We start from the raw sequence: 5,172 nt of genomic DNA, 5'->3' as shown, positions 1-5,172 counted from the left end.
GAAGCCCCGGCCGCCGCGCAGCAGCCGGCCGCCGCTGACCAGGCCGGCGGCGACCGCCACGCCGCCGGTGAGGTGGACCAGGTCGGTGGTGCCGGCGTACGCGCCGTGCCGTTGCTCGGCCAGCACGGCCAGGTTCGCGTCGGTGTCGACGCCGACGGTGAAGCCCGGCTCGCGCAGCGCGCGGCGCAGCTCGGCGGCGAGCGGCACGTCCCACCAGCCCAGCGCCGGCGCGAGCGGGACGCCCTCGTCGGTGTCGACCAGCCCCGGCACGCCGACGGTGAGGCCGAGCACGGCGCGCCCCTGCCCGGTGACCCGGTTGATGGCACGACGGGCCAGGGCGGCGAGGGCCTGGACCGCCTGTTCGGGGGTGGCGGTCGCGGCGGCGAAGGCGCGTCGCCAGCTGAGCAGCCGGTTGCCGCCCAGGTCCACCGCGACGGCGACCAGCTCATCCGCGCCGATCTGCAGGCCGAGCCCCGCGTACGGCGAGCCGTCGAGGACCAGCATGGTGGCGGGTCGGCCGACCCGGTTCTCGGTCAGCCCGGTCTCGCGCAGCAGCCGCCGGTCGATCAGCTCGGCGACCAGGCTGGACACGGTGGCCTTGTTGAGCCCGGTGTACGCGGCGATGTCGGCCCGGGAGCAGGGCGCGTGCAGCCGGACATGCCGCAGGACCACCGCCCGGTTGGCCACCCGAACATCGCCGAGGTCGGTCGCCTGGGGTGGCGTGTGGATGCTGATCACGAGCTGCCCGCTTCCTGCGCCGAGGGTCCCGGTCCCGGTGGTGCAGCCCTCATCATCGTCCACCGTCGGAGCGGCCTCGTACCGGCCGCCGCCGGTTGTCTCAGGAGGTGGCGACGACGGCGCGGGACCGGTCCGCGGCGATCCGGATCGCCAGGCCAGCCACCACGCCGCCCATGACGTACCGCTGGACCTTCGCCCACGCGGGGCGGCGGGTGAGGAACGCCGACACGGTGCCGGCGGTGAGCACGATCAGCCCGTTCACGGTCAGCGCGATGCTGATCTTCGTCAGCCCCAGCAGCAGGCTGAGGGACTTGGTCAAGGATCGCCAGTGATCGTGGGCCGGTCGTGGGTGTCGGTGTCTTCTGGTTTGATGCGGGGCGGTGGGGGTCTGCGCCGGCGGTGAGAGTTGTGGTGCGTGGTGGCCTTGTCTGGGCGTGGCGAGGTTGGTGGCGGGTGAGTCGGACGGTGTCGCTGGCTGAGGGCGAGGCCTCCCGGACCGCGTGCGTCCGCGCTCTTGTGCGCGCCGGCGTGGATGAGAAGACCGGGGAGGTCCTGTCCCAGGCTGTGGTGGCCGAGCGTGTCGGCTGGTGCGCCGATCTGGTGGCGGGCATGGTTTCCGGGCTGTTGGCGCAGCGGTGGAACGCCGCGGATGTGCAGGTGTTGGCCTCCGGTGTGGACGCGGGCGGGCGGAGGTTGCCGTCGAACGCGTGGATGGCGTTGCGGCGGCTGGGTTGGACCGTCACCGTCCCGGAGGGGGTGAGGGTTAATGACCGGATCGTGCGGATGGCGCAGGAGCAGGCCGGGCGCGCGCTGCGCTCGGTGAACTGGCGTGCCGATCTGACCGCCGGAGTCCTCGCATCCTGGCCGGCCGACCCGGGCAAGCGCACGGCGCAGGAGTGGGATCAGGTGCGGAAGGCGATCCCTGGCGGGAAGGATCTGCCCGCCAACGTCATCAACGCGCGCACCCGGCAGGTGGCCAGGTTCCTCAACGCCAACGGTCGCCTCCCGGCGGATGTGTTCGAACTGGAAGGCATCCCGAAGGTGCCGCGGATGTTGCTGCTGGCCGCGTGTGACCGGCAGCAGGCCACGATCGAACGCGGCGAGGCCGACCCGGGCAGGGTGCTGCTGCGGTTCCAGTTGCCCACCCGTCCGGATCCGCGCACGTACGGGGACTGGACGTGGGTGGCCTGCCCGATCAGCCTGCCGCCCACCGTCCCGGCGGGCGCGGTGCTGCACCTGCCCACCCTGCGACTCACTGGCCGGCAGGTACGCGCCGATGTCGCGTTCACGCAGGTGGTGCCGAAAGCCCGACGTACCGGGCACGCGGTGGCGCTCGGTGTCGACTGGGGCCTGAACACCCTGCTCAGCGCGGGCGCCCTGCAACTGCGAGCCCATGGCCGGATCACCGCGTTGGGCGCTGGTGGCCAGTTCCGGGCCGCCGGAGTCCTTGCCAAGCAACACCGGCTGCGCCGCCTGTCCGAGCGGCTGCACGCGAAAGCCGAGCAGTATCTGCGGCTGACCACCGGCCGCCGTGAGGAGCACCTGAGCGCGAAACACGAGGTGCTGCGCGAGGAGATCCACCGCGTGTCCGAGCGTCGCTCGAACCTCAACCAGGCGCTCGCGTGGGCTGCCGCCCGCTGGACGGTGGACCAGGCGATCGCCGCCGCCGCGACCGTGATCTACGTGGAAGACCTGCGATCTTTGGAAGCCAAGGGCATGGGCGCCACCCTGAACACGCGCCTGTCCCAGCAGGTCCGCGGAAAGATCGTCGACCGGATGCGGCACCTCGCCGCCGAGGCCGGTGTCGCCGTGGTCACCGTCCCGGCCCGCAACACCTCCAAGCACTGCCCGCAATGCCTGACCCCGCTACGGCACCGCAAAGCCCCCGACCAGCCCGGCACCCCAGGCTGGAAATGGGCCGTCTGCCATCGGCGGTCCTGCGGCTGGCAGGGCGACCGCGACCACGGCGCCTGGCAGCGCATCGCCGCCCGCGGCCTCACCCACCAAGCCAAGACCGTCACCGACCACAGCAACGGCGCCATGATCATCCGCGCCGTGCTCGACAAGCTCGAAGCCTGCGCGGTCATCACCAGCACCAGCCGCGCGGACCGGTCGAAGACCGGACCCACCCGGCACAAGCCACCACGCCCCGCGCCCAGGCGACGCAGGGCACCCTCCCCCACCCGGCAACAGCACGGCCGGGCGGGCAAGCGTCCGGAGGGACACGCACCAACGGACCGGCCCAGGCTGCCCCGCGCAGCCCACCGGCACCAGAGCGTGAACACGATCAGCACACCCACCACCGGCCACCGGCCACGCGGAGCCGCCCTCGGCGCCGGATTCCACCTCCACGCCCACGCGACCCCACCCAGGTGGGAAACGATCCCGAAAGCCACTTCAACTCAGGATCCCTACGCTAATCAGCGACGCTCTGCACCGCCACGTGCCCCCGCGCCGGGTCGATGAACTGCGGCAGCATGGACACGTACAGGATGGCGATCTTCGGGTTCAGCAGGTTGGTGACCAGGCCCATGGTGAAGAGCCGCCGCGGCCGGTCAAGCGGCAGCCGCGCCGGGGTGAACGCGGATGTGCCGCCCGGGCGCGGCGTCCGCCACGCCAGCCACAGCAGGTACGCCGCCCCGGCCAGCTTCACCGCCAGGTACAGCGGGGGCACCAGCACGAAGACGGTGGCGATCCCGGCGACCGCCGCGGCGAGGTAGACCAGAAACCCGACGGCCACCCCGAGCAGCGAGATAGCCCGGCCCGGCGACCCTGGGTGACCGACCGGGGGGCGACTTCACCCGGACCCTACGCCCGTTCCGCGGCCGGGCTCGCCAACGACGGGGGTGACCGGCGACACTACCGGGATGTCCATCGTCCTGCGCGCCCCGGCCACGTCCGCCGCCCCCGAACTGCTGCTGCGGCCGTGGTGCGACGGCGACGTCGACGCGCTGCTGGCCGCGTACCGGGATCCGGTGCTGCTGAGCTGGACCCGGGCCCCGGTGACCACCCGGGCCGAGGCGCGGGCGTTCCTGCGGCGCAGCCGGCAGGGCTGGGCGGCCCACCGGCGGTTCAGCTTCGCCGTGCTGGAGCCGACCGGGGCGGGGGAACGCCTCGTCGCGCACGTCGTGCTCAAGGAGGTCCTTCCCGGCTGTCCCGCCGCCGAGGTCGGCTACTGGACGGCGGCGCCGGCGCGCGGGCGCGGGGTGGCGCCACGCGCCGTGGACGCGGTCAGCGCCTGGGCGTTCGCCCGCTTCGCCGCGCACGGACTGACCCGCCTCGAGCTGCTGCACCAGGTGGACAACCCGGCCTCCTGCCGGGTGGCGCAGAAGAGCGGGTACGCGTTCGCGGAGGTGCTGCCGGCCCGGCCGCCGTTCCCCCGCGACGGCCACCGGCACGTCCGCCGCCGCGAGTGACCGACGCGGTCCAGGTCACCGACCGGCGAGGAAGAGCAGCGCCCCGGGCAGGCGGCCAGCGGCGTGCCGAGCACTCAGCGGCCGACGGGTTCGGCGCCCGTCGTCGCGTCGCCCGCGGCCGGCCCGAGCAGCCGCAGCAGCAGCCGCGGTTCGCCGGGCCACGCGTCGAGCAGCACCTGCCGGGGCACCTGGCGGCCGGCGTAGCGCAGCGCCAGGGCGACCACGACGATGTCGTCGAGCGGGCCGATGACCGGCAGGAACTCCGGGATCAGGTCGATGGGGCTGGCCACCCAGAGCCCGGCGACGACGATGGCCGCCTTCGCCCGGCGTGGCACCCGCGGGTCCTTGCGCAGCCGGCGCACGGTGGTCAGGCAGTCGGGGATGAACGCGGCCAGGTCCCGCAGGATGCCTGGCGGCAGCCGCCGGGCCAGCAGCACCAGCAGCCCCCAGCTGGCCAGCAGGCAGCCGACCGCGACAGCCAGCCCGATCAGCCAGTCGCGCACGCCGCTCGTCCTTCCCTCGGGGTACGGGCCGCTCGCCGGCCCCTCAGCAATCTACGCCCCGGCGCCGCCGCCCGCCTGAGCGGAATGCCGCTGACGCCGGCGGCGCTGAGCAGGGTCGGGACGGCGGATACGGTGGGCGCGGGAGGTGACGGCGGTGACCTACGGCTGGGAGGCGGCGGTCGAGGCGCAGATCCGGGCGGCGCAGGAGCGGGGCGAGTTCGACAACCTGCCCGGCGCCGGCAAGCCGATCCCCGGGCGGGACCTGCCCTACGACGAGTCCTGGTGGATCAGGAGCTTCCTGGAGCGGGAGCAGCTTCCGACGGACCTGCTGCTGCCCGCCCCGCTGCTGCTGCGCCGCCGCGTCGAGCGGCTCGCCGACGAGGTGCGGGACCTGCCGACCGAGGAGTCGGTACGGGCCTGCCCGGCCGCCGTGGTACTCCACGATCTTCTTGACGATCGCCAGGCCGATGCCGGTGCCCGGGTACGCGTCCTTGGAGTGCAGCCGCTGGAAGATG

Annotated in this window: 5 protein-coding genes and 3 pseudogenes; 3 read left to right on the top strand and 5 right to left on the bottom strand. The window is 73.7% G+C overall.

Translation table 11 applies throughout. The features are described from left to right. Together ACWEVO_RS29515 and ACWEVO_RS29510 are read right to left on the bottom strand one after the other, a co-directional pair. Nucleotides 1-801, bottom strand: an 801-nt coding sequence (locus ACWEVO_RS29515; protein ID WP_452310747.1) for an ROK family transcriptional regulator, incomplete at its 3' end; no start/stop codon positions are given. 37 nt (nt 802-838) lie between these two features. After that, complete coding sequence (locus ACWEVO_RS29510) at nt 839-1,057, bottom strand: hypothetical protein (RefSeq protein ID WP_452310746.1); 219 nt, start codon at nt 1,055-1,057, stop codon at nt 839-841. A 290-nt stretch (nt 1,058-1,347) separates the two neighbouring features. On the opposite strand from ACWEVO_RS29510, the gene ACWEVO_RS29505 reads away from it, so the two are divergent. Then, nucleotides 1,348-3,204 carry a zinc ribbon domain-containing protein gene (locus ACWEVO_RS29505; RefSeq protein ID WP_452310748.1) on the top strand — a complete coding sequence of 619 codons (1,857 nt, stop codon included), beginning with the start codon at nt 1,348-1,350 and terminating at the stop codon, nt 3,202-3,204. On the opposite strand, the pseudogene ACWEVO_RS29500 reads toward ACWEVO_RS29505, so the two are convergent. Next, nucleotides 3,164-3,525, bottom strand: a pseudogene (locus tag ACWEVO_RS29500) (LysE family translocator); the annotation flags it as partial. The gene ACWEVO_RS29505 and the pseudogene ACWEVO_RS29500 overlap by 41 nt on opposite strands. Nucleotides 3,526-3,605: 80 nt before the next feature. Here ACWEVO_RS29500 and ACWEVO_RS29495 point away from each other — a divergent pair. Then, nucleotides 3,606-4,154 (top strand): GNAT family N-acetyltransferase, encoded by a 549-nt coding sequence (locus ACWEVO_RS29495; RefSeq protein WP_452310745.1) that lies wholly within the window; start codon nt 3,606-3,608, stop codon nt 4,152-4,154. A gap of 74 nt (nt 4,155-4,228) precedes the next feature. On the opposite strand, the gene ACWEVO_RS29490 is transcribed toward ACWEVO_RS29495, so the two are convergent. Beyond that, entirely contained in the window at nt 4,229-4,657 is a 429-nt protein-coding gene (locus ACWEVO_RS29490) for a YkvA family protein (RefSeq protein WP_452310744.1), read from the bottom strand. A 145-nt stretch (nt 4,658-4,802) separates the two neighbouring features. Here ACWEVO_RS29490 and ACWEVO_RS29485 point away from each other — a divergent pair. Beyond that, nucleotides 4,803-4,985 (top strand): annotated as a pseudogene (locus ACWEVO_RS29485) (DnaJ family domain-containing protein); the annotation flags it as partial. On the opposite strand, the pseudogene ACWEVO_RS29480 reads toward ACWEVO_RS29485, so the two are convergent. After that, a pseudogene (locus ACWEVO_RS29480) lies at nt 4,945-5,172 on the bottom strand (sensor histidine kinase); the annotation flags it as partial. The pseudogenes ACWEVO_RS29485 and ACWEVO_RS29480 sit on opposite strands and share 41 nt — an antisense overlap.

The organism is Micromonospora sp. NPDC003776 (assembly GCF_053605645.1).
Note: the sequence above shows the minus strand (reverse complement) of the source record. Positions and strands in the feature narration are given on the sequence as shown.